Source organism: Trichocoleus sp. FACHB-591, from assembly GCF_014695845.1.
Lineage (GTDB): Bacteria > Cyanobacteriota > Cyanobacteriia > FACHB-46 > FACHB-46 > Trichocoleus.
Genome location: NZ_JACJPA010000040.1, coordinates 191,045 through 212,070 on the forward strand (window position 1 = coordinate 191,045; position 21,026 = coordinate 212,070).

The following is a 21,026-nucleotide window of genomic DNA, read 5'->3' on the forward strand; positions in this document are numbered from 1 at the left end:
GATCGCTAATTTTTGATTTATCAATTATTTGGGACTATTATGTAAGCTCATCAACTTAATATCGCAGCCATATGAAAACAATTACGGCCATTTATGAAAAAGGGGTCTTAAGACTGACTCAGCCGATTGATCTGCTAGAGGGGACTGAAGTGCAAGTTATTGTAATGACTAATGAAGTTAGTTTTCCCAAAGGAAATGCTGCAAGTATTTTAGCTGCGATCGCTGCTCTACCCAATGAAACAGTTGACAGCGAAGTCATAGTAGCTGTTGATGAATCATAGCTGATAACACCAAAATTTTTGGCAGCAAAAGTGTTACCTAGCCCCATCGATTTCAAGTTTGTTTTTAGGTTCAGCGATCGCTTGATTTCTAACTCAAAGAAAGAGCGGTTGCTGAACTGATATACCTTTAAGCTTAAATAAAATTACATTAAAGATAAATAAATTATTAATTGAGTTAGTGATACTAACTAAGCCATTGGATAGATGTGGTTTGTTTTTATAAAAGCGGAGGATAAACATAGTAAAAAGTCATTCGAATATAAATCTGTCAGTTTAATATCAACATCTTCTAGCAGTTTTAGCTAAAGGCTATTTCGAGATTAAACACTTCTAAACGTGTTTTAACATAAGTAAATAACTTAATGCTTTGAAGTGCAGAGATAATTCTGCATCCAGTTAAGGCATTCAGTTAGTTGGAGCTAATAGCGCTCTTCTCTAAATCAAAAACAAAATATTAGGAAGAGTTGAAATTGCAGAAGCTCAAATGCCTCTCAGTTAGGTCTGAATGATTTAGAGCTAGCTCACGCTTTTGATTAATTCGCAGATCTATATTCTGTTGGCTCTCTTAGTGAGTTGGTGGAAATAGATGAACGTGAAGAGAGTAGCGATCGCTGCTGGCGCTTTGAGTCTTGCCAGTAGTGCGCTTGTGGCTTGCTCACCGACTACCCCTAACAACCGATTAGCGATCGAAGGCAATCAGGGCAACCCAAGCAATGAGGCGGTGAAGCTAAAATCTGTCGCTGTCACCGTGGGCGATTTGAGTAATCCTTTTTTCGTGCTGATGGGGCGAGGTGCGGAAGAGGAGGCCAAAAGAATTGGCGGTGAAGATGTCAGAGTCACGCTAGTATCCAGCGGCTATGACCTGAACCAGCAATTCAACCAGATCGAAAATTTCATTGCTTCGGATACGGACGTGATCGTCCTCAATGCGGGTGATAGCAAAGGCATTGCCCCAGCTGTCGAGAAATCTAAACAAGCGGGCATTGCCGTCATCGCTGTGGATACAGGGGCGGAGGGCGGCGTAGATGCCACCATCACCTCCAATAACGTCCAAGCGGGACAAGTGAGTTGCCAATACATCGCCGATCGCCTCAAGGGGAAAGGCAACATCGTCATCGTCAATGGCCCTCCAGTCAACTCGGTCTTTGAGCGAGTCGATGGCTGTGAGCAAGTTTTGGCAAAATACCCCGGTATCAAAGTTCTTTCCAAAGACCAGAACGCTGAAGGAAGCCGAGATGGGGGGCTAAGAGTGATGAGTGACTTGCTCACTTCTTTCCCTAAAATTGATGCGGTCTTTGCGATTAACGATCCTTCGGGAGTCGGGGCGGAGTTAGCAGCTCGCCAAGCCAAGCGCAGTGAGTTTTTCATTGTGGGCGTGGATGGCGCACCAGAAGCCAAAGAAGCGATCGAAGACCCCAATAGTTTGTTTGTGGCGACGGCGGCTCAAGACCCCTTAGGCATGACCCGCAAGGCCGTTCAAGTAGGTAATGACATTCTGCATGGCAAGAAGCCTGCTAACCCGGACATTTTGATTCCAGTCAAGCTAATCACGCGAGAGAACGTCAGCGAATACCCAGGCTGGCAGTGAGATTGATTTAGGAGCTACTGATGACCACCGACATCCGAGCCTCATCTCCAGAAGGAGCGATCGCCACTCCGGTGCTGGAAATGCGAGGCATTACCAAACGATTTCATGGTGTCCCTGCTCTCCAGGGTGTGAGCCTCACCATCTATCCCGGAGAAGTTCATGCCCTGATGGGGGAAAACGGGGCAGGCAAAAGCACGTTGATGAAGATCTTGGCGGGAGCCTATATCGCAGATGAAGGCGAGATCTTGCTCAACGGTCGTGCCGTTAACATTACCGATCCAGCGATCGCCAGAAAATCGGGCATCAACCTGATTTATCAAGAGTTGAATGTCGCGCCCAACTTGACCGTGACCGAAAACATGTTCATGGGCAGGGAGTTGCGGCGAGGACCATTTCTCGATCGCGACGGTATGGAACGAGAAGCAGCCCAAGTGCTCAGAACCCTGGGAGCTAGTTTCACCACTCACGACATCGTTGGAGATCTCGCGATCGCGGAACAGCAGCAGGTAGAAATTGCTCGCGCCCTCAAGGACAACAGCCGCATTTTGGTGATGGACGAGCCGACAGCAGCTCTGTCTGACAGGGAGACAGAACATCTGTTTGAGGTGATTCGGCGGTTGCGGAGTGACGGCATTGCCATTATCTACATCAGTCACCGCATGGAAGAGATCTATGCTTTGTCCGATCGGGTCAGCGTTCTGCGAGATGGGCAATACATTGGTAGCCTGATTCGCAGTGAAATTTCTCCCGATCGCTTGGTGCAGATGATGGTCGGTCGGCCCATGCAAGACTTCTATGAGCACCAGCGACAAAGCAAGCCAGGTCCGGTGGTTCTGGAAGTGAGAAACATGAGCGATGGGCGCAAGGTGCAACCTGCTAGTTTTTCGGTTCATGCGGGAGAAGTCCTGGGGCTGGCTGGTCTAGTCGGTGCAGGCAGGACAGAACTATCGCGGCTGATTTTTGGCGCTGACCCTAAAACCAGTGGCGAAGTCTTTCTGAATGGTCAGAAACTGAACATTAACTCTCCCGGTGATGCGATCGCCGCAGGCATTGGCTATGTCCCAGAAGACCGCAAAGACCAAGGGCTGTTTCTAGAGATGAGTTCTCGCAAAAACATCGTCCTAAATCGGCTGAAACAAGATGCCCACGCTGGCTTGGTCAATTGGGGCGCAGTCAATCAAGTGGCGACAGACGCGGTAGAAAACTTCAACATCCGTCTCGCCAACTTAGAAATCCGGGCTGTAGACCTCTCTGGGGGAAACCAACAGAAGTTACTGCTAGCTCGGTGGCTGGCGATTAAACCCAGAGTGATATTGCTGGATGAACCGACGCGTGGGGTAGACATCGGCGCAAAAAGTGAGATTTACCGCATTATTAGCGACTTGGCCGCAGAAGGAGTTGCCATTCTCATGGTTTCTAGCGAACTGCCGGAAGTTGTGGGAATGAGCGATCGCGTGTTGGTGATGCGAGAAGGAGAGCTAGTGGGCGAGCTGGGCGGCTCCACTGGCAGACAGATTACACAAGAAAACATCATGGCTTACGCCACTGGCGCATCGGAGGTAGCAGGATCATGAGCCGAACAGAATTAAGACCGCCGAAAGATCAGACGAGCGATCGACCCCGCACTCAGAAACGCAAAGGGGCAAAGGATTTACTTCAAGTGGCAGGGATTCTGCCCATCCTGCTGATTATTGGCATTCTGTTTACGTTTCTCACGCCGACCTTCCTGACACCTGGCAACCTGGTCAATATCATTCGGCAAGCCTCGATCAACATCGTGCTGGCGACCGGGATGACCTTCGTAATTCTGACCGGAGGCATTGACCTTTCAGTCGGCTCGATTCTGGGGGTTTCTGCGGTCGTCGCGGTGCTAGTCTCCCTGATTCCAGCGCTGGGATGGGCCGCTGTCCCCGCTGCGCTACTGGCAGGACTAGGAATGGGCTTGGCGAACGGTGCCTTGATTGCCTTTCTGGATTTGCCACCCTTTATCGTTACCCTAGGCGCGTTAACGGCTTGGCGAGGCACCGCTTATTTAGTGGCGAACGGCACGACCGTGATCAACCGCGACCTCAACTTCGCCTGGATTGGCAACAGCTATCTTGGCCCCATACCTTGGCTGGTGGTGATCGCATTACTTGCGGTTGCGGCGAGCTGGTTTGTCCTCAGGCGGACGGTGTTAGGCGTGCAAATCTATGCAGTAGGAGGCAACTCACGGGCTGCGCGGTTAACTGGGATTAAAGTGAATAGGGTGCTGCTATTCGTCTATGGTGTCAGTGGCTTGCTTTCTGGCTTAGCAGGCATCATGAGTGCCAGTCGTCTTTACAGCGCTACGGGAATGTTGGGCAACGGCTATGAGTTAGACGCGATCGCAGCGGTAATCCTCGGTGGTACCAGCTTCACCGGAGGCATCGGCACCATTGTCGGCACGTTAGTCGGTGCGCTGATCATCGCGGTACTCAACAACGGCCTGACCTTGCTGAATATGTCCTACTTCTGGCAACTAGTAGTCAAGGGTTTGGTGATTATCGCGGCTGTGACGATCGACCGTTTGCGTCGCCGCAATCGCCGTTAAAGCGAACCATAACCTCCACCACCAGGGGTTTCAATCACAAACACATCGCCGGGGTTCATTGCAACCTCGGCTTTGCTGTTTAATAGCTCGATCGCGCCGTCTTGCCGTTCTACCCAGTTATGCGCGATCGCCCCTGGTTGACCTCCCTGCAAGCCAAAAGGGGGAACGCGCCGACGATTAGCAAGAATCGCCGCAGTCATAGCTTCGCGGAAACGAATGCGACGAATCACGCCATTGCCACCCCGATATTTACCTCCACCCCCACTCTCAGGCCGAATCGCAAAGGTTTCTAGCAACACAGGAAAGCGCCATTCCAAAACTTCCGGGTCGGTGAGGCGCGAGTTGGTCATGTGAGTTTGCACCGCATCGGTACCCGAAAAACCAGGACCAGCGCCGGAACCACCACAGATGGTTTCGTAATATTGATAGCGATCACTGCCAAAGGTGAAGTTGTTCATTGTCCCTTGGGAAGCCGCCAACACACCTAACGCGCCATACAGCGTATCCACGATCGCCTGCGACACTTCCACATTCCCCGCTACCACTGCCGCTGGATATTGCGGATTCAGCATAGAACCTTCCGGGATACGAATCTTCAAAGGCTTGAGACAACCCGCATTGAGAGGAATGTCATCCTCTACTAACGTGCGAAACACATAGAGAACCGCTGCTTTCGTCACAGCTAAAGGCGCGTTGAAGTTGTTGGGTTGCTGGGGGGAAGTGCCTGTGAAATCAATTCGGGCAGTTCGGGCGGTGTGGTTAATGGCGATCGCCACCTGGATCTGACTGCCATCATCCATCTCATAGGTAAAGCAGCCATCCTTCAGCACTTCAATTACCCGTCGCACCGACTCTTCCGCATTATCCTGCACATGGCTCATGTAAGCCTGCACCGTCTCCAAGCCAAAATGCTCTACCATCCGATGCAGCTCTTGCATTCCCTTCTCATTCGCTGCAATCTGCGCCTGCAAGTCGGCTAAATTCTGCGTCAGATTTCGCGCTGGATAAGGCCCAGAGGTCAAAAGCTCCGCCAATTCCTGCTCTCGAAACTGCCCCTGATCTACCACTTGGAAGTTATCGATCAGAATCCCCTCTTGCTCCACCGAAGTACTATTCGGTGGCATCGACCCCGGTGTAATTCCGCCAATATCCGCATGATGACCGCGAGAAGCGACAAAGAAGAGAGGTGAAGAGTGATCTGTGCCAACTGCTGCAAACACAGGCGTAATCACCGTCACATCTGGTAAATGTGTCCCACCATTGTAGGGATTGTTGATCGCATAGACATCGCCTGGTTTTAGCCGATCTCCTTTTGCAACCAATAGGCTCTGCACACTCTCACTCATCGACCCCAGATGCACTGGGATATGAGGCGCATTTGCCACCAGTTGACCTTGCCCATCAAAAATTGCGCAAGAGAAGTCCAGCCGCTCCTTGATGTTGACCGAGTAGCTAGTGTTTTGCAGCGTGAACCCCATCTGCTCCGCGATCGCCATAAACAAGTTGTTAAAAATCTCCAACATCACCGGATCAACATTTGTGCCGATCGCTCGCTGTCTCATCAATGGTTGAATTCGTTGAAGCACTAAATGACTGCGCTCGTTCACCTGTGTCTGCCAGCCTGGTTCAATCACATTAGTTCCAGTGGATTCAATAATGATGGCGGGGCCAGTAATGCGATCGCCAGGTTGGAGATGAGCACGATCAAAAACGGGAGTATCGTGCCAGGTATCTGCGGTGAACATCTGGACAGTCGCGATCGCCTCTGCTGGTCCAGTTCTCCGTTGCTCAGCGATCTCCTCTTCTGGAATCTCGGTCACGCCCACAACTTCCACAGAAACCGCTTCTACGATCAGTGCCTTGTCTGGTGCAATAAAGCCATACCGCTGTTGATGAGCCGCTTCAAACCAAGCCACCATATCCGGGATACTGCCAAACTCCACAATCAGCGCAGAATCTGTCCCTTCATAACGCAGATGTGCTTTAGAGAGAACTTGAATATTTGAAAACTCCAGTTCCCCGCAATTTATAGCCCTAGCGGGCATACCAGAGAGGGGGGCCTGCATCAGTTCAGCTTTGGCATCATCAGCAATCTCAGCCAACAGCTTTTCCAACTCAAGCATCAACCCATCCGTCAATTTCGCCTCAACCGATCGCTCTCGTAACACCCGCAGATCCGCCAAACCCATCCCATAGGCCGACAATACGCCTGCAAACGGATGAATGAACACCTGTGTCATTCCCAGAGCATCCGCGATCGCGCAAGCATGTTGGCCACCCGCACCGCCAAAACAGCAGAGCGTGTACTCTGAAACGTCATAACCACGCTGCACCGAGATTTTCTTGATCGCATTCGCCATTTTCTCCACAGCGATCGCTAGAAATCCCTGTGCCACCTGTTCTGGAGTGCGATTATCTCCCGTGGCTGTACGAATTTGGGCAGCAAGTTCGGCAAATTTCGCTTGTACCACTTCGGCATCCAGTGGTAGATCTCCGTTGGGGCCAAAGACTTTAGGGAAGAATTGAGGATGTAACTTGCCCACCATGACATTGGCATCGGTTACCGTTAAGGGACCATTTTTGCGATAACAAGCAGGCCCAGGATTTGCCCCTGCCGACTCTGGCCCCACTCGGTAACGTGACCCATCAAATTGCAAAATTGATCCACCGCCTGCTGCCACGGTGTGAATGGACATCATCGGCGATCGCATCCGCACACCCGCCACTTCGGTTTCAAAGGTGCGCTCATATTCGCCGTTGTAATGCGCTACATCCGTTGAGGTGCCGCCCATGTCAAACGTGATGATCTGGTCGAAACCCGCTAAATTGCTGGTTTGGACTGCGCCGACAATGCCTCCTGCTGGCCCCGAAAGGATACTGTCTTTACCTTGGAAAAACTTCGCGTCGGTCAGTCCCCCGTTGGATTGCATAAACATCAGTTGCGTATCTCCCAACTGACTTGCCACGCGATCGACGTAGCGCCGCAGAATTGGAGAAAGATACGCATCTACAACTGTCGTATCTCCTCGGCTCACCAATTTCATCAACGGGCTGACTTCATGGGAGACCGAAATTTGCGTAAAACCTATCTCTCGCGCCAACACTGCAACTTGTTGCTCATGATTGGGGTAACGGTAGCCGTGGAGGAAGGCGATCGCGCAAGCTCGAATTCCACTTTCATAAGCCACTTGCAATGCAGGACGCATCGCTTCTAGATTCACCGGAGTTAACTCTTCCCCTTGAGCTGTGTAGCGTTCCTCTACCTCAATCACCTGCTCATAAAGCATTTCTGGAAAGATGATTTGACGGGCAAAGATATTAGGGCGGTTTTGGTAGCCGATCCGCAGCGCATCCCGAAAGCCTTTAGTGATGAGAAGTACAGTGCGATCGCCTTTCCGCTCCAACAAAGCGTTAGTCGCCACGGTCGTTCCCATCTTCACTGCGGCAATCTGCTCTGTTGGGATGGGTGCCTCGGTTGCTACTTCCAACAGTTCGCGAATGCCTTGAAGAGGAGCATCTGTATAGCGTTCGGGGTTCTCTGACAACAACTTATGGACAATTAACTCACCGTTAGGCTGTCGGGCCACAATATCGGTGAAGGTGCCACCGCGATCGATCCAAAATTGCCAACCCGAATTAGATACACCAGACATTTGAACTCCCAACCATTACCGCATTGATTTGTGCTGCTGTAGTTTTTGTGAAGTTTCTAAGCTTCAGGAATGCGCTTGAGCGATAAATTCTATGGGTTTTTAGGAATCAGCCTTACTCAGGGCGTTGCATTTACTAAGCTTCCTCTCAACAGCATGAAACAAATCTGGCAAGCCTGCAAAACTTCACTGAGACACGGGTTGAAATCTAGCGCTGCTTGGCGACAGGGGTATCCTTGGCACTACGCTCGGCTTCGACGACCGGAGATGGCTCAGCGCTACCCGTATCTGTGGAGCCAATTTACAACTCCGATTCCTCCACGTCCTGATTCTCCTCAAATGAGTGCAAATCGGCTGTGGAATCTGAAGTTGGCAGCGCGAAAAATTCATGGCTTGGTAATCCAACCCCAGCAGATCTTCAGCTTTTGGCATCGTGTCCCGCGTCCTACTCACTTTAGTGGCTTTCGGGAAGGGCCAGTTTTTGTGCGAGGTGAAGTCAAGCTGGATTTTGGCGGTGGACTCTGCCTGATTTCTACCAACCTATTCAACGCTTTTCTGCTGGCTGGATTTGAGATTTTAGAACGGCATCACCACAGCATCGACCCCTATGGCAACAAGCGTTTCTTTCCCATAGGGCGAGATGCCACAGTTGCCTATGGCTACAAAGATTTGATGGTGAGAAACACGAGTGGTATCCCTTTGCAACTAAGGCTAGACGTTGATTCAGAGCTAGGAGAAGTAACTTCAAGCGTTTGGGGAATCACACCTTGTCCGTTTGCGGTGAATGTAACTGCTGAGATGCTAGAGCAAACGCCTGCCCCTAACGCCGATGGGATGCCTGGTTATCGCGTCAAGGTGACTCGCTATATTGGTAGGCCCATCCAAGCTCATCTAGAAGCGTCCAGAATTTGGCAGCCTGACTACGAAGCGATCGCCGTTTACCAACCCAGCCAGAGTTCCTACTACAACACCGGTTCCACTTCAACCGCAACTGGTATTTGAAACTATTTGAAATTGTTTAAGAACCGAGGTTAGTACTGTTGCAGCGTGAATACTCTGTGAATCGAATGGCTTACCTATCAGGTGTCATTCTCTTGCAGCGCTACAAAAACCATTGCTTACCTTGGGAGAGTTGGTCATGCAGGCAGATCTGCTGAATCGCAAACAAACTCACTTTCTGCTGTGGCGTCCTGGCAGCATTGACCCAATTCCAGCGCTCTACATTGGCACTTATGCCAGCCTCAAAGCAGGCCAGTTTGACCAATTTCGGGAAATTCCACTTCAGCGATCGCCTGAATTTCCAGATTTGTGGGAAGTAAAAGTGCAAGACTGCAACCTTGTTGATGGGCAAGTTTACGGCTATTGGTTCAAAATTCGCGATACCAATCCCTACAACGCCAGCCGTCCCGTACTCTACTGCACAGACCCCACAGCCTACACCGTCGATCGCCGCTTTGCCGCCTCTAGCCCTAAGGAACTAGATGGTGCGGCCAGTGGTGATCCGGTGAGTGTCGTGCTGTATCAAGCTGGACAATTAATTCCTTGCGATCCAGAAGGGCAAGCGGTGGATTGGACAGGCGATCGCTCACTCTCAGATCTACCGCCCAACAATCGCTTGGTGATTTATGAGCTACCCACCCGCTGGACTCGGATTGATAGTAGTGGGGACGTGATCGTCGGTAAAGGAGCTTTCCGGGATGTGGAATCTCTCTTAGAACCTGCGGAAGCTGCCCCAGACTTTCCAGATGTGCCAGCCTTGCAACCAGGCCGTGCCCACCTGCTAGAGCTAGGCGTGAATGCTCTGGAACTGCTGCCTCCTGCCGACAGTGACGATAATTTGAATTGGGGCTATGGCACTGCTAACTATTTCGCCGCCGACTTTGACTTGGGCAGCCCCGACAGTCAACAAGCTCCCACCGCTTCAACCGATTTAGCGAGCTTAGTCAAAACCTGTCATCGCCACGGACTGCGCTTCTTCTACGACGCGGTAATGGCGTTTTCTCGCAACAATCCCTACGCCAACATCAATTTCCTCGACTTCTACATCTACTTTGGCAGCGGTGATCCAGAGCAAACCAATCGAGACGGTTTCGGTGGCGACTTATTCAAGTACAACTACACCGTGGAGGGTTATCACCCGATCACCGGAGGGCGATCGCGCCTAGTGCCTGCCCGTGAGTACATGAAAGCTCACATTGCTCACTGGATGGACTATTACCGCGTCGATGGGTTACGTCTAGACAGCGTCAACAACATCACCAATTACGACTTTTTGCAAGAGTTTAAGGATTACGCGCGATCGCTTTGGCAACAACGGGGCGGAACAGGCGATCGCTTTTTAGTGGTGGGTGAGGAACTCAGCGTTCCCTTAGAACTCGTCAATCAAAACCGTCTGGACGGCTTGTGGAATGAGAAGTTCAAGCAAATCATTCGCCAGGTAATTTTAGGCCGCAATTGGTATGGTGATCCGAGTTTTGAGGGTAGTGTCCGCAAACTGATTGACTGTCGCTTGCTCGGTTTCTCGGATGGTGCCCAAGCAGTTAACTACTTAACCTCCCACGACATCGGCGGCTTAGGCAATGAGCGCTTCTACAACTGGCTGGCTAACAACGGCGTCGCCGACGCAGAATCGCGCATCAAGCTGGCTTTTGCCTGCTTACTTACTGCGGTAGGGATTCCGATGATTTTGGCTGGCGATGAATTTGCCGATCAGCAAGATTTAGATATCGACTATCCGGGTCAGGGAGAGACCAACAAACAAGTTGACCCAGTGAACTACAGCCGTGCCAGCGAAGATTGGCGACAGCGAATTTTTGGTTATGTGGCTCGATTGGTACGCTTGCGCACGACTTCTGACGCGCTAGCCTCCAACGACATTCAGTTTATCCATAGCGACTTTAGCGAAGGTAAGCGGGTAATGGTTTGGCAACGAGGTTATGGCAGCAATCTAGTTGTAGTAATAGCCAACTTCTCAGACTACGGCACCCCGAACCCCACCAACCCCAACGCTGAGTATCTCATCCCCAACTGGCCCAAAATCTCGGAGGGCGATCGCTGGCAGGAAGTCACCCAGGAGCGGTGGGTTCTAGGCGATCGCATTGGCCGAGAACCCATCTACCCCTGGTCAGCACAAGTTTATGCCTTAGATCAAAGCACTTAAAGAAATCGTCAATTGCAGAGGCTACTATTCAGCTAGTTTTCCCAGAATTAATTGATGACCCTTGTGAATGATTTCAATTTTGGGTGAGAAGCTGCTAACAAATGCGTCAATACCAATTTGGGTGTTTTGGTTGGGGTTGTCCGGAAATCTAAAGTCATAGTCATCAAATACCAGTAGCCCTTGAGCTTTCACTAAGGGCCAGCTCAACACCGCATCAATTAGTACGTCACAAGCAAGATGTGAGCCATCAATATAGATAAAGTCATAGGTATTGGTCGGCAAGCTTTTGAGCACTTGATGAGACGAACCCACTATCTTTTTGACTTTTTCAGAAGCACCAGATTGTTGAATATTGAAATCAAAACGGTCTTCGAGAGATTTGATATAGTCAGGGTCGTAAGATTGATGCTCGAAGCTACCTTCAAAAGTATCTACACAAGTAATGGTTGCCGAGGGATGCGTTAAGACATTTTCCAACAGCCAGCAAGTGGAGCGACCTTCCCAACTACCGATTTCTAGAACAGTTAAATTGGGTTGACCCACAAACTGCTGCAAATGTACTTGCCACGTTGGAATATTGAAGCTAAACCAATCTGATGTAAATGTGTAGTTTTTGGCTGCGGTGTGGAGTTTATACCTGGCATCGACTAATCTTCTTGCAGCATCAGCATTATTGGCATCTAGCTCTACAGACTGTTTCAGGTAGGTTTCCGCTGATTGAAACTGCTGCTTTTGAGCAGAGGTGACGCCTAGGTTGAGAAATATTTTGGAAAGATGGACAGGACTAATGCTTGCCTGAATCTCCAAACATCTGCGAAATTCTTCAAACGCTTGGTCTAAAGATCCTTGCTGATGAAATACTAGACCTAAATTGTTGTGGGCGATCGCCACCTGATTTCTGACGGCATCAAATTGGGGGTTCTGGCGAATATTGTTGTTGAGAAAGCAAATATCAAACAATTCATGAAAAGGATGAACTGCGGCTAGTTTTTGTAGCACTCCTTCTAAGAGATTAAGATTTACTTGTTCAAAGCCTTGGGCAAATGCCAGTGAATGGGTTGCCGATGCTAAGAACCGTCTTCCCTCTTGCTCAAATATTTTCAACTCTATAGCAAGTCGAATTAGGATTAGCGAATTATTAATATCGTTGGGAAGGAATTGGGCAATGTAAGAACGAATCAACCAAGCATTTTTCCAATTGGCATTCTGTTCGTATTGCTCAGCTGTAGTTGCCAAGAATTGAATCAATTCAAGCGTGCTGTTTTGTTGCTGAATAGCACTTTTTTGTGAGAGCACTGACAGCCAGATACTTTGTGCTTCCGAGGCTCGCTCTGCCAGGAGCAAAGCCAGAATCAAAGAGGTGTGGTCAGTCACTTCTACTGGTTCTGCTTGCATGCCTGCGGAGTAATTTGGCATTGCCTCACGAGCGCCTGTTGGGGCGACAGTTTGTGGAGGCTGCTGGCTATGGGTCATGGTTAAATTCCTGAAAAAACGGGTGGGCAACTCATCTATAAAGAACGAATGCCCATTTCTAGGCCGCGACAGACACCCGTTAAAAAATCTAAATCTAAAGTTTCAATGCGATCGCTGGGCTTATGATAGTGCGGATTCCGCAGATGTGCCGTATCGGTCACCATCAGGGCGCGATCGCCTCGGTCCCAAAAGGCAGCATGATCACTGCGCCGGGTATCTGGCAAAATCATGCCTCTTTTCCCCGCAGGTAACCAGCGACAAGGCACGCCTGCCCGCCGCAAATGATGGCTGAGGTGGATTAGGTCTGGAATTGTTTTCAGATTGCCAATCAAGCCGATAAAGTTGCCTTGGTTGGGAAAGAAATACTTGAGGCCAGGAGGATACTGTTGGGAATTAGGAGTGCGATCGCAATACCCCAGCATTTCTAGAGCCAGCATTAAGCGCAGAGGCGCTTGTTGCAAGGAAGTTGCGTAATAAGTGCTGCCTGCGAGGTTGTAGCTAGTTTCTTCAAAGTCGAAGGCGACTAACCGTACTGGATAGCGAGCAGGTGCCTGGTGAAAAGCCCGCGCTAGCTCCAGCAGCACTGCTACCCCTGTGGCGTTATCGTCTGCTCCCGGTGAACCGACTACAGCATCGTAGTGAGCCCCAATCAAAATCGGCGGTCTGGGGCTGCGCCTTGCTGTAGTGATCGCTGGCAAATCCAAAATCAAATTCTTCAAGTTCATGCCCTGAACCTGAAACTCTTGGACCTTCACTTGGCCCCATTGTTCTAACTGTTGGCGGATATATTGTTGAACAAAAAAGTGTCCAGCCGTGGCCAAGTAAGGATCGCGATCGCGAGCAACTTGAGTTAAATGCTGGTTTAATCGAGATTTTAACTCCACCCAAAACTTCCATTCCACTAGACGGTAGTGGCAACTTCCAAGAAAAAATAGCTGTGCTTAGCGGAAAGTTTTCATTGCAAAAATTTCCACTTAGGGTCAGTAGGGGGTTTCACCCTATAGGTGGATTATTTCGCGGTTAGAGTTAGTATACTCTACTACCTAGCTACCAGAGGTTGTATACAGCACTACTGTATACGACATTTTGTGCATCCTCTCAAGCATTTATCCATACATGTTGCTATTTTGTCTTGTCTGGGTTGCATCCCAAGCTGAGTACTTTTTCTCTTCGGGACCAGGTTTGCTTAAAGCGCCTGAACGTCTATTCAGCACCTTTCCTGCCAAGATTCTTTCGGCAGTGAGTAGACCTTCCAAATCCACTACAGCTTGGCTCCAACCCGCAGTCACCTCCAATCTCTACAGCACCTATTCGCCTAAGTTAGCGTTGCTAAGCGTGTCACCGCAGCCCAAGCGCCAGAGTGCTTTGATCTCTTCTTCAACCTCTAGTTGGTTCAATCCGGTCGAAAATTCACTTTTTCACCCCAAATTAAGAACTGCCCCTGCTAGTATTGCGGCGATTAAATTAGAACCTCAACTTTGGGCTACTCGTTCTCTAGCGATTACAACGACCGCTAGCAAGAACTTCATGGACCACTATCCGGGTCAAGTCCTGCGGCTATTTAAGGATTTGTTTACTTGGCAAGGTCAGGAAAATAGCCTGAATGCCGTTAAAGCAGTGGTGATAGTCCGAGCTAATCGGGCTATCACGCCAGAGGGTAGTAGCCTCGCTAGAAGACAGCAGAAGTGGTCTGCCTTCCGACACACGGCTTTTATCCAAAATTTCTCGTCTCAGTCTCCTCATCGCACAGTGTTTCAAGTGTGGGTGAAAGGCTATCTCATTGCTGAGCTGCCGACTCGCGACCAAGCCGAATGGGTAGGGTCACAATTTAAACAAACCTTAGAGAATCCTCACTTTGATGCCTCTAAATTGCAGCCTGGCATGGCCCAAGGGAACCCTGCTGGCAAAGTCGGCGATCGCACTCTATTTGTGGTTGATCCAGCGATCGCCGCTCACTTGAAGCGCACGCGCGAATTGTTAGCAGTCGAGTGGGTGAACAACCTACGCATTGCTTTGGCAACTCCACCCTTAACCTTGGCGGAAGCCCAAACTAAAATGTACGGTCTGGTGGAAACTGACCAAAAGATTCAGGGGCTGGCTTCTTGGTACGGCCCCTATTTTCATGGTCGGCTGACAGCGACGGGTGAAACATTTAACCAAAATGATTTAACTGCGGCCCATCCCTCACTTCCCTTTGACACGTATCTCAAAGTGACAAACCTCAACAGTGGCCATTCGGTAGTGGTGCGAATTAACGATCGCGGTCCTTATGTAGACAACCGCATTTTAGACTTATCGCGCGAAGCCGCCCGCCAAATCAACAGCGAAGACGCAGGAGTCATTCCCTTTCAAGCAGTGATTATGCAACCCAATGCTCCTCAAAGCATTGCCGCAAATTCACAACTTAGAGCTGGCCTATAGCGTGGCTGACTTATAGGGTGGTCTGGGACGGAATCACAATATGGTGGTTCCGATCTACATTCAGCCATCCTTCTTCTTTTAGCTGACCCAGCAAGCGAGTCACGGTAACCCGCGTCGTGCCGATCGCATTGGCTAAGTGTTGGTGAGTCAACCGGACGCCTAGACGAGTGCCTTCGGCAGTAGGCAAACCAATTTCTTGCTTCAGCAACAACAACAAATGGCACAGCCGATCTTTAACTCGGCGATGCCCCACCAAAGCTAAAATTGCTTCCGTCTGCCGTAAGCGGCGGTTGACGTGGCGCAGAATTCCCTTCGTCAGAGTGGGAGATTGCTCCACATCAGCCACCGTTAACCGCATTAAATCAACATTAGATAAAGCGGTAGCTTGATAAGGATGGGTCAGCGTCAATGGCAACCCAAAAGGCATGGAAGGTCCCGCTAAACCCAGCAAAGCTTCATCGCCGTTGGGGTAGAGGGTACTGAGCTGCACCACCCCGCGACAGACAATCCAAATTTCCTGCGGGGCCATGCGGATGGATTGACCACTGCTATATGGATATAAACTGCGGCCTTCGTAAAGCTCCTCCAGCAACTGACGTAAATCGGGCTGAGAGCCTGCCTCAGAGGCAAAAGAATGGAGCATACCAATTACCCAGGCTAAATCTTTCCCTTAATTTAGAGGTTCGAGCTCAAGGGAAGTTAATTGCTGGGTTTACGCCCGGTTAAATTTTGGTTATGCCGCTTGTGATCTTGCTCACAAGACAGACTGCCAGACAGCAGTACGGCTCAATTAGGTTAACTGCTGCCTAGAGTAGGGTCAAGTATGCTAGCTCACACCAGAGTTAACTTGGTCAGCCCTTGCCAGCCAAACTTTGTCAGTCAGCCCTTGTCAGTCAAATTACATCAGCATGGAGGCAACGAATCGCTTCTAGCAGCCCTCTGGCTTTATTAAGGGTTTCCTGGTACTCGCGTTCTGGCTCCGAATCCGCCACCAAGCCAGCGCCTGCCTGGACACTGACTCGGTACTTGCCATCGCCTTGGCTACGAACTACCATCGTCCGAATGGCGATCGCGGTATTGAGCTGCCCTTCAAAATCGTAGTAGCCATAAGCTCCGGAGTAAGGCCCCCGCCGACAAGGCTCTAAGTCATGGATAATTTCCATTGCCCGAATCTTTGGGGCTCCGCTCACCGTTCCAGCCGGAAAACAAGCTTTGAGCAAATCCCAAGCTGTTTTGTCAGAGGCTAATTCACCAATAACATTGCTGACGATGTGCATGACGTGGGAGTAGCGCTCAATCACCATCAACTGATCGACTTTGACACTGCCACTTTGACAGACTCGCCCTAGGTCGTTACGGCCCAAATCGACCAGCATGACATGCTCGGCAATCTCTTTGGGGTCTTGCAGAAGGTCTGTGGCTAGCGCTGAGTCTTCTGCCGTCGTCTTGCCACGGGGACGAGTACCAGCGATCGGGCGCAGAGTTGCAGTTAGGGGGCCTTGGGGGTCAGAGGTCCGTTCAGCTTTCACCATTACTTCTGGACTGGAGCCAATAATTTGCCAGTCTTGGAAGTGGAAATAAGCCATGTAGGGCGAGGGATTAATTAAGCGCAGGGAACGGTACAAAGCAAAAGGATCGCCACGGTATTCTGTCGCCAACTGCTGAGAAATGACGACCTGGAAAATATCCCCTGCTTTGATGTGCTCTTTAGCCTTCTCCACATTGGCGCAGAAGTCAGCTTGTGAGGTGTTGCTGGTGTAATTTAGCGGTGGAGCAGTTTTGAGGCTGCTGGGCGGAGTCCATTCAAGAACGGTGTCAGTGCCAGATAACGGTAGCTGTAGTTTGCTGACTAACTGCCGGACGCGATCGCAGGCTTGCTCATAGGCCTGTGCCAGATCTACCCCTGGCGATTGTAAGTCCGCGTAGGCGATCGCCCAAATCTTGCGCTTGACTTGATCAAAAATCAACAGGTTATCTACCTGCATCCACAAACCATCTGGCAGGTCTGCTTCTGTAGCAGGATAAACCGGAACGCGCGGTTCAATCCAACGAATTAATTCATAGCCCCAAAACCCAAACAATCCCCCAATCCCCGGCGGTAGCTCTGTCAACTTGACAGGTTGGTAAGGTTGCAAGCAACTCGTCAAAATATCTAATGGGTTGCCGGAAAACTCTTGAACGGAACCATCACGATGAGTTTGAGTGGTGCGATCGCCTCTCGCCTCCAAAATCCACAGCGGATCGCAGCCCAACAAACTGTAGCGAGCGAGTTGCTCACCCCCTTCTACAGATTCCAGCAAAAAGCTATAGGGTTGCCCTGCACAAACTTTATACCAGGCTGAAACAGGCGTTTCTAAATCTGCCACCCATTCCTGGTAAACCGGAATGAAATTACCTTGCTGAGCGAGGGCTGAAAATTGCGAAAAATCCGGGAAAATCATGGCTGTATGGTTCAGTCTGGGAGGGACTCAAGTAAACACTTTACTGGCGAAATGGATTGACCTGAGTCATGCTGGTTGAGGTTGAAGGGACGCAAATAAATCAAAATACTTCGTTGATTTAAAAAGTAAAGCCTCGGAGGGAGCAAGCCATCCGAGACTCAACTGTCTTTGTCCTGTCAATCAATTAAACTGCACTAAGCAACCATCCGAACACTTTGAAAGAATTTTTGAAAATTCAAAAACTCCATCAAGCTTCGAGATGAGAACTTAAGCAGCTAGCCCTAGACGCTATAAGTTGACTCACCACTAAATTTGACTTTAGAGGGGTCAGTGTTTTGACCAATACGGCGTTCTTTCTTACCCACGTAAGGACGGCCTGCATTCACCTTCTCAGGGAACACACCATCCTTAGGATGCAGGTACTCCATTTCGCCATTCGGAAAAATCCGATAGATCTTATAGTTAGTGATTTTGAATTTTGCCCGCAGTTGCTGGCCTCCGAGGGCGATGCAGTGCTCTTTACGAGCTAGGTACAGCAAGTTGTCACCTTGCTGCATAACTGCCGCTCCACCCGTGGGCATTTCAAACACTTGCTCTTTGGGGCTAGTCCAAGTGATGGCGTATTTCTCTTCGACTTGAGCTTTGGTTAGTAGGCCACCTGTACTGCCGCCAAATAAAGGAGTTTGTCCAGTAAGGGTTTCTGCCATGAATTTCTCTCTGAACGTCTGAACGTTTTACGGCATCCTATCACTGAGACGGAACCCGTCTATCTACTTTGTCAGGAACTGTTACAGTTCTTCAGTATTACGGCTTGACAATTCTTTAAATTGTTAAGGACGCGTAGTGATCCGTTTATGCCGCATCTTGGAATTGCCCGTTTGGACATTAGGCGATCGCGTCTCTCGTCCTTCTCGACTAATCGGAATCGTGAAGTGGAAACGACTGCCTTGATCTCTTCCGGCTGATTCCGCCCAGATCTGCCCCCCTAAGCCCGTAATAATTTGGCGGCAAATGGCTAAGCCTAAACCTGTGCCTCCTGTGGTGCGGCGCAAGGCTCCTTCCTCTTGATAGAAGCGATCGAACACCGCTTCCAGCCGATTCGGTTCAATGCCTCGGCCTGTATCGGTAATCGTTACCTCTAGCATTTGTCTACCATTCCGGCGAGCTTCAATGGTGACTTGGCCTTCAGGTTCAGTAAATTTGCAAGCGTTTTCCAGCAGTTTCGAGAGTACCTCGACTAACCATTCACCATCGGCTCGTACCAACGGTAATTCTGGAGGCACTTGGGCCGCAATCTGGGGCAACTGAGCTTGGGATTGCCGAGAATGAATGCTGCTCAGAGCTAGGTCCACACATTCCTGCAAAGGCAGCGGTTCTAAGTTCCACTGCACTCGTCCACTCTCTAAGCGCGAGAGGGTGAGAAAATCTTGTACCAGTTTACGCATGCGCTCTGCATCACTTAAGGCGGTGCTGAGCATGACTTGCCGCAGTTCCAACGGCATATCCGGCTCGCTAGCAAGGCTTTCTAGGCACACTTGAATCGTGGAAAGGGGAGTGCGGAGTTCGTGGCCTGTGATGGCAATTAAGTTGCTACGGGTGCGATCGAACGCTTCGAGCTGTTGGTTTAAATCTTCTAAGTTGGCGTAGGCTTCCGCTTGAATCAAGGCCACTCCCACTTGGGTGGCGATCGCCTCTACTAAAGACAACTCATCATCAGCCCAGCGATGAGGTAACGCGCCGCAGTGATGCAGTTCTACCATGCCCATCAAGCGATCTTGATACAGCAGGGGCACCATCAGCCAAGAACGAATCTGCCAGCGATCGCTTAGTGCCTGCAAGTCTGCGTTGCCAGTGATGCGGGAATCCTTGGTCGTATCTTCGATGTGGATCAACTCGCGCTTCTGAGCAATTTCCTGAAATAAAGGATTGTTTTGCAGCGGCCAAGTTTGACCATTTAGAGAAGGCGCGGTAATCCCGGCTGTAGCCGTTGCCCCATCTACCGCTGAGTCGGCACAAATGGCATTGGGACTGAGAAACTCATACTGAATTGTGGCTGTCGCATCTGTGGCTCGACAGCGATACATTAGGCAGCGACAAACGCGGAGGGTTTGCCCTAGTTCCTGCACTGCTACTTTGAAGATTTCGTCTGGGTTGAGCGATCGCCGAATGGCTGAACTGATCGAGTTAACCAACCGCTCTTTGCGTTCCTGAGCCGCGATCGAGCGATAGGTTTTGAGCAATTTGTACTGGCCCGCTTGCAAATAGGTCAATAGCCGCTCGACAAAGGGGTCAGGGTCAATCCCTTGCAACCCAGACGGCTTTTTACCCAAAAATTCAGCTTTGGCTTGCGCTACTTTGTCTGCTAATTCAGGTCGATACTCCAACACTCGATCTAGCAGGAGTTCAGCCGCTTGGCAGGTCACTTGACGGTCAAAGGTCCACACCCCTTCAAAGCGCCGGGTCTGATCCATCGCGGGTTGCTCTGGTGGTGGTAGCGCATCTCGCCGGAGCCTGACTGGACTGGTATTTGGGCTTTCACGCTCGCGACAAACCAAACAACTAGCATACTGCTGCCCAATTACCACCAAATGCCATTCATGGGTCAGTTGATCAGGCGGCTCAAAAGCGATGGTTTCGTAACTGCCTGAACGATTGGCAAAATCGGTTTCGGGTGCTGCTAAGACATAGACCTGATTGGTGCGCTCAGCAATCCGTAGATAACGATGTGCTTCCTGCCGATAGAAACGCTCTCGCTGGAAGCTAGCAATCACCAAGGGCCGTTCGGTTCCCGCCAAAACTTGGTCTTCCATTGCATGAGACAACGCTGTCAGGGAGGACTTGAAGTATAGTTGCGGTCTTAGTTCGGGCAGGGCTTGTAACAGAGCTTCCAGCACGGAAGTATGGGTACTCATTCAGGTTTTTATCAGTCCAGGCGGGACACAATCCACGTGAAAGCGGTATTGAGATAGACTGCGCCTAATTCCCACGCTATAGCTCTAGAGAAGCAATCTAGAGAGGCAATCTAGCGCTCAGGCTGGCGGCAAAGGCTCAACTGGCAACCCAGCACTTATGCCACCGACCACAACCTATCTTAATCAGGATTAGGTGTTAGCGGTTATCGAAAGTTTTCTTTCCTATTTTGACTGAGCGATCGCAAGTTGAGCGCTAGCTAGTTGCGCAAAATTCGCCTTTCGCTCTCTGAATAGCCATTAAACTCTATCTACTCAGCGATCGCCAGCTTATATAAGTTTTTATTTACTCCTTCTTAAGAAGTACGCCCAAAGTGTTAGAAAAAATTCAAATTCAAAAAGCAAAATAACTCGCTTTTTAGCCAAGTTTGGTTAAGTACATTAATTAATAAAATTAGAGGCATTTATAAGCTATTTTTCTCTACCAGAATCCCGAAAATCCTTATATCACCGTATATCTAGCAATATCAC

General features: G+C 49.9%; 14 protein-coding genes. 7 read left to right on the plus strand and 7 right to left on the minus strand.

Annotation, left to right across the window (positions count from 1 at the left end; all coding sequences use genetic code 11):
• Positions 1 to 71 precede the first annotated feature (71 nt).
• From H6F90_RS06990 to H6F90_RS07005, 4 genes are all read left to right on the plus strand, one after another.
• Positions 72 to 281 (plus strand): antitoxin family protein, encoded by a 210-nt coding sequence (locus H6F90_RS06990; protein WP_190551423.1) that lies wholly within the window; start codon positions 72 to 74, stop codon positions 279 to 281.
• A 586-nt stretch (positions 282 to 867) separates the two neighbouring features.
• Positions 868 to 1,869, plus strand: a complete 1,002-nt coding sequence (locus H6F90_RS06995) for an ABC transporter substrate-binding protein (RefSeq protein WP_190551425.1) — start codon at positions 868 to 870, stop codon at positions 1,867 to 1,869.
• Positions 1,870 to 1,889: 20 nt separating this feature from the next.
• Positions 1,890 to 3,443 (plus strand): sugar ABC transporter ATP-binding protein, encoded by a 1,554-nt coding sequence (locus H6F90_RS07000; protein ID WP_190551427.1) that lies wholly within the window; start codon positions 1,890 to 1,892, stop codon positions 3,441 to 3,443.
• Positions 3,440 to 4,441, plus strand: coding sequence for a ribose ABC transporter permease (locus tag H6F90_RS07005; protein WP_190551429.1), 1,002 nt, complete (start codon positions 3,440 to 3,442; stop codon positions 4,439 to 4,441). Before H6F90_RS07000 ends, H6F90_RS07005 begins: the two co-directional genes overlap by 4 nt.
• Here H6F90_RS07005 and H6F90_RS07010 read toward each other — a convergent pair.
• Positions 4,438 to 8,094: a hydantoinase B/oxoprolinase family protein gene (locus H6F90_RS07010; protein ID WP_190551430.1), complete on the minus strand. Its 3,657-nt coding sequence runs from the start codon at positions 8,092 to 8,094 to the stop codon at positions 4,438 to 4,440. The genes H6F90_RS07005 and H6F90_RS07010 overlap by 4 nt on opposite strands.
• A gap of 153 nt (positions 8,095 to 8,247) precedes the next feature.
• Between H6F90_RS07010 and H6F90_RS07015 the strand changes: the two genes are divergently transcribed.
• Positions 8,248 to 9,093, plus strand: a complete 846-nt coding sequence (locus tag H6F90_RS07015) for a VanW family protein (RefSeq protein WP_190551431.1) — start codon at positions 8,248 to 8,250, stop codon at positions 9,091 to 9,093.
• 136 nt (positions 9,094 to 9,229) lie between these two features.
• Positions 9,230 to 11,251, plus strand: a complete 2,022-nt coding sequence (locus H6F90_RS07020; RefSeq protein WP_190551432.1) for an alpha-amylase family glycosyl hydrolase — start codon at positions 9,230 to 9,232, stop codon at positions 11,249 to 11,251.
• Positions 11,252 to 11,275: 24 nt separating this feature from the next.
• On the opposite strand, the gene H6F90_RS07025 is transcribed toward H6F90_RS07020, so the two are convergent.
• Both H6F90_RS07025 and H6F90_RS07030 read right to left on the minus strand, forming a co-directional pair.
• Entirely contained in the window at positions 11,276 to 12,724 is a 1,449-nt protein-coding gene (locus H6F90_RS07025; RefSeq protein WP_190551433.1) for a class I SAM-dependent methyltransferase, read from the minus strand.
• Between the two features lie 35 nt (positions 12,725 to 12,759).
• Entirely contained in the window at positions 12,760 to 13,608 is an 849-nt protein-coding gene (locus tag H6F90_RS07030) for a M28 family peptidase (protein ID WP_190551434.1), read from the minus strand.
• A 355-nt stretch (positions 13,609 to 13,963) separates the two neighbouring features.
• Here H6F90_RS07030 and H6F90_RS31440 point away from each other — a divergent pair, with 355 nt between their 5' ends.
• Positions 13,964 to 15,145 (plus strand): septal ring lytic transglycosylase RlpA family protein, encoded by a 1,182-nt coding sequence (locus H6F90_RS31440; RefSeq protein ID WP_370587967.1) that lies wholly within the window; start codon positions 13,964 to 13,966, stop codon positions 15,143 to 15,145.
• A 10-nt stretch (positions 15,146 to 15,155) separates the two neighbouring features.
• Here the strand turns inward: H6F90_RS31440 and H6F90_RS07040 are convergent, their stop codons facing one another.
• From H6F90_RS07040 to H6F90_RS07055, 4 genes are all read right to left on the minus strand, one after another.
• Complete coding sequence (locus H6F90_RS07040) at positions 15,156 to 15,788, minus strand: Crp/Fnr family transcriptional regulator (RefSeq protein ID WP_190551435.1); 633 nt, start codon at positions 15,786 to 15,788, stop codon at positions 15,156 to 15,158.
• A gap of 250 nt (positions 15,789 to 16,038) precedes the next feature.
• Entirely contained in the window at positions 16,039 to 17,586 is a 1,548-nt protein-coding gene (gene trpE, locus H6F90_RS07045) for an anthranilate synthase component I (protein WP_190551437.1), read from the minus strand.
• A 281-nt stretch (positions 17,587 to 17,867) separates the two neighbouring features.
• A complete protein-coding gene (locus H6F90_RS07050) occupies positions 17,868 to 18,293 on the minus strand; it encodes a photosystem I reaction center subunit II PsaD (RefSeq protein ID WP_190436875.1) in 426 nt (141 codons plus the stop codon).
• 123 nt (positions 18,294 to 18,416) lie between these two features.
• On the minus strand, positions 18,417 to 20,498 hold the full coding sequence (locus H6F90_RS07055) for a DICT sensory domain-containing protein (RefSeq protein WP_190551439.1): 2,082 nt from the start codon (positions 20,496 to 20,498) through the stop codon (positions 18,417 to 18,419).
• Positions 20,499 to 21,026: the final 528 nt, after the last annotated feature.